Genomic DNA, 3,738 nt, shown 5'->3' with positions numbered 1-3,738 from the left:
GGGTGTCGGGTGTCGGGTGTCGGGTGTCGGGTGTCGGGTGTCGGGTGTCGGGTGTCGGGTGTCGGGTGTCGGGTGTCGGGTGTCGGCCACGAGCTTGGGGAAGAGTCGCCGATGTCAACTCTGTAACTCTTCTTTCCGCCGTGGTCGCCGTGGTCCGCCGTGTTCGCCGTGTGAACTCTTACGTTGTGCCCGCCACACCCGCTGTGGCCGCCGTGTGACCGTGTGACCGTGTGAACTCCTACGTTGTGCCCGCCAAATCGCCGTGCCCGCCGTCGGCCCTCATTTGTGGCATTCGTGGCATTTTTTTACTTGTGGCATTTCAATCGGGAATGCCCCGCAGGGCGGCCTCGATCAGGTTCGCCACGATTTCCGGCCTCCCTCCATCGATCACCTCCTGCGGCGTTTCACCGCCGAGTTGTGGATCCGGCGTTTTCAACCATTTCTGCAGGACCGCTTCATTTCCCGCAAACAGGTATAAGCCTCTTTCGAGAATGCCGGCGATTCTCGGATCAGGGTTGCCGTGTAGATCAGACATAGTGGGCAGGTTCTGAGAGTCTTCGCTTGGCGCCGCTACTTGGGGAGGTGCTCCAGGCAGTACTCGTTGCCGTCTCTGCTCGAGGTTCGGAACTCCAGGTCCGCCCCATCCCGTTCCGTGCGTTTACAAACCGCGCAACGGTGGAGCGGTTCTTCCGGCGAACCTCTGCTGGCACCGAACTTGATCCTTCTCTTCTGCTGCTCACGGCCCTGCCTGGCCCCGGCGATCACCGCCGGCCCGAAGAAGAGCAGATAGTTAAGCAGGCAGATTAAAATTGCAACCTTGACCACGACCGGACCGGCCAGGAAGGGAAACAAAATCCATGCGAGGCTGAGCAGCGCCACCCATTTGACCCGCAGCGGCACTATGAACAACACGTAGATCTGAAGGTTGGGGAACAGGGTCGCGAATGCAAAGAACAGCGACAGATTCAGGAAAAACGGTGTGTCGTTGCCTTGGCTTTGGCCTGCGCCGAGAAAAAATGCGGCGGCAGTGACTCCGAACATACCGATGACGTAGTACAGAGTGAGGCGAAACGGGCCCCACGCTTGCTCCAGGGCGTCACCGATCCACCACATAAACCATAGATAGAAAAATAAAAACAGGGGCTGTAGTCCCGAGCTCGTGTAACGAAACAGGATGTCCGGGATGAAAATGTAAGACACCAGCCGCCATAGCTGCCCGTGCAGCACCAGGGCCGGCTCAAGCGTGAGCAGCCGTACGTAGGTCGGTTGGAAAAGGTGCAGGATGTAAACCAGCAGGTTCAGAATGGCGACCATCGGGATCAGCCGCGGGATCGCCAGAAAGCCCAGCCGAGCTTCAAGCCAAGTGATCCAGGACATAGGAGCAATCAGGCCGGACTTTAACAGCAGATCCCGCAAAGGGGCGGCCGGGCTGCGGCGCGCACTCCGGCCGGAGCCGGTTCGCAGGATGCAGGGCACGCCGACGAGCCATCCGCCTCACGCGCCGATTTGCTCGCGGTACGCTGCGGCTTGCTTCAGCGCCTCGAGGTCGTGCGCGTCCTTAAGGCGCAATTTAAAGAGCCATCCTGCGCCGTACGGATCGGTATTAAGCAGGGCAGGGTTGGTTTCCAGTTCCGGGTTCGTTTCGACCACTTCGCCGTTCACCGGGCTGTAGATATCACTGGCTGCTTTGACCGACTCGACGATCGCGGCCGCCTGGCCTGCAGCCAGCGGGGTGCCGACCTTCGGAACTTCGACAAACACGATGTCCGTGAGTTCAGCCTGGGCGTGTTCAGTGATGCCCACCGTTGCGGTGTCACCCTGCACGCGTACCCATTCATGGGTCTTAGTGTACTTCAGGTCGTCCGGGACTAGCATGGCTCTTGTATAGCGGTTTTCTTTCGACAGTCGCAGGAAATCTTTTTCCCCGGATCTCCAGCTCCAGCATCTGGCCGGGTTTCGCGAATTCCACGGACAGATATCCCAGTCCGATGCCGGTCTGCAGGGAAGGGGACAAGCTGCCGCTCGTCAGTTCTCCGACCGGACGGCCTTCCGCCCAAAGGGCATAGTGGGCCCGCGGCGGCGGTCCTTTCGGCTCGACCTTGATGGCGGCCAGGCGTTCTTTCAGACCGCGCTCCAGTTCGGCCAGGAGCGCAGCCCGCCCCTGAAACTCATTTTTGTCCAGGTCTACAAACGCGCGCAAGCCGGCCGCCAGGGGCGTGCGCTCAGGGGACAGGTCGGCCCCGTTCAACGGCAAACCGGCCTCGAGACGTAACGTGTCTCGTGCCCCCAAACCGCAGGGTAAAATCCCGTACGGCTGGCCCAGCGACAGGAATTCCCGCCACAGCCCGACGGCCGTTGCCGCCGGGAAAAATGCCTCAAAACCATCCTCTCCCGTGTACCCCGTGCGAGCGATCCAGACGGGTGTACCGGCGATTTCAATTTCCCGGATCCGGTTGCGCGCCGGCAGGTCGCCGATCGGTTGGAAAAGGTCGGTCGCGCGGGGCCCCTGAACGGCGACGGCCGCATACGAAACGCTCTCGTTCCGCAGCGTCACACCCGTGGGTTCCGGTGCAAGAGCGAGGCGCTGGCGCAAATGGCCGAAATCATGGCCGATCAGTGCCGCATTCACGACCAGCAGATAGCGATCCTGAGCGGTCCTGTAGACGATCAGGTCATCGATGACGCCCCCCCGCTCGTTCAGCATCAACGAATACTGGCCGTCGCCAATGCCCAGCATGCGCAGGTTGTTGGTCAGTTGGGCATTCAACCATTCCGCGCTGCCCGGACCTTCCACGATGAGTTGGCCCATGTGCGAAATGTCGAAAATCCCTACCCGCTGCCGTACCGCCAGGTGTTCATTGACGATGCCGCTGTAAAACACCGGCATGTCCCAACCGCCGAATCCGATCATTTTCGCCCCGAGACGACGGTGTTCTTCGAACAGCGGTGTGCGTCGGAGGGCCGTTTCAGCGGAACTCATGTTGCAATGAAGAGAGAACCGGGCCGAGGTCAACTTCTCCGCAAAACTTCCTCCGGCCGGCACTCAACGTCCCACGTCCGGGTGTTGACACTCAGTTGATGATTCGGCGAACCCGATTACTTTCCCGGATGTCCGAGCCTAAGGTTGTGGATGTTGAATCGCTGGACGCGCCGCCTTCGCCTGACTCGTTTGCGGAGCGGCACATTGGCCCGCAGGCGGCGGACTTGCCCGAAATGCTCCAAGTCATCGGCTGCGCTTCCCTGGAGGAACTCATCGAGCAGACCGTGCCCGCCGCCATCCGCTTGCGCCGGCCCTTGGAGCTGCCCGCCCCGGCCTCGGAGTTCCAGGCCCTGCAACGCCTGCGCGCTCTGGCCGCCCGGAACCAACTGGCCAAAAACTACCTCGGCCTGGGGTACCATCCCACCGTGACGCCCCCCGTCATTCAGCGCACCATCCTGGAAAACCCGGGCTGGTATACCGCTTACACCCCCTACCAGGCCGAAATCGCCCAGGGCCGGCTGGAAGCGCTGCTCAACTTCCAGACCCTGATCACTGACCTGACGGGCCTGGACCTGGCCAACGCCTCGCTGTTGGACGAAGCCACCGCCGCTGCCGAAGCCATGAGCCTGGCCTTCGCCGTGCGGTCCCGGCCCGAGGCGCGCACCTTTTTTGTCGATGCAGATTGCCACCCCCAGACCCTTGCGGTGGTCCAGACGCGCGCCGAGCCGCGCGGCATCCGCGTGCGGGTGGCTGACCAC

General features: G+C 61.8%; 5 protein-coding genes. 1 reads left to right on the top strand and 4 read right to left on the bottom strand.

The window, feature by feature from the left end; translation table 11 throughout:
* Positions 1 to 319: 319 nt before the first annotated feature.
* From JO015_07040 to gcvT, 4 genes are all read right to left on the bottom strand, one after another.
* Positions 320 to 535, bottom strand: a complete 216-nt coding sequence (locus tag JO015_07040; protein ID MBV9998854.1) for a DUF2384 domain-containing protein — start codon at positions 533 to 535, stop codon at positions 320 to 322.
* Positions 536 to 570: 35 nt separating this feature from the next.
* A complete protein-coding gene (locus JO015_07035) occupies positions 571 to 1,377 on the bottom strand; it encodes a hypothetical protein (GenBank protein ID MBV9998853.1) in 807 nt (268 codons plus the stop codon).
* A 117-nt stretch (positions 1,378 to 1,494) separates the two neighbouring features.
* Positions 1,495 to 1,875, bottom strand: coding sequence for a glycine cleavage system protein GcvH (gene gcvH, locus JO015_07030; protein ID MBV9998852.1), 381 nt, complete (start codon positions 1,873 to 1,875; stop codon positions 1,495 to 1,497).
* A complete protein-coding gene (gene gcvT, locus JO015_07025) occupies positions 1,844 to 2,980 on the bottom strand; it encodes a glycine cleavage system aminomethyltransferase GcvT (protein ID MBV9998851.1) in 1,137 nt (378 codons plus the stop codon). Before gcvT ends, gcvH begins: the two co-directional genes overlap by 32 nt.
* 98 nt (positions 2,981 to 3,078) lie before the next feature.
* On the opposite strand from gcvT, the gene JO015_07020 reads away from it, so the two are divergent.
* Positions 3,079 to 3,738: glycine dehydrogenase (aminomethyl-transferring) (locus tag JO015_07020; protein ID MBV9998850.1), on the top strand; the 660-nt coding region annotated here is incomplete at its 3' end.

It is taken from the genome of Verrucomicrobiota bacterium (genome assembly GCA_019247695.1).
In the GTDB taxonomy this organism is placed as follows: Bacteria; Verrucomicrobiota; Verrucomicrobiia; order Chthoniobacterales; family JAFAMB01; genus JAFBAP01.
Note: the sequence above shows the minus strand (reverse complement) of the source record. Positions and strands in the feature narration are given on the sequence as shown.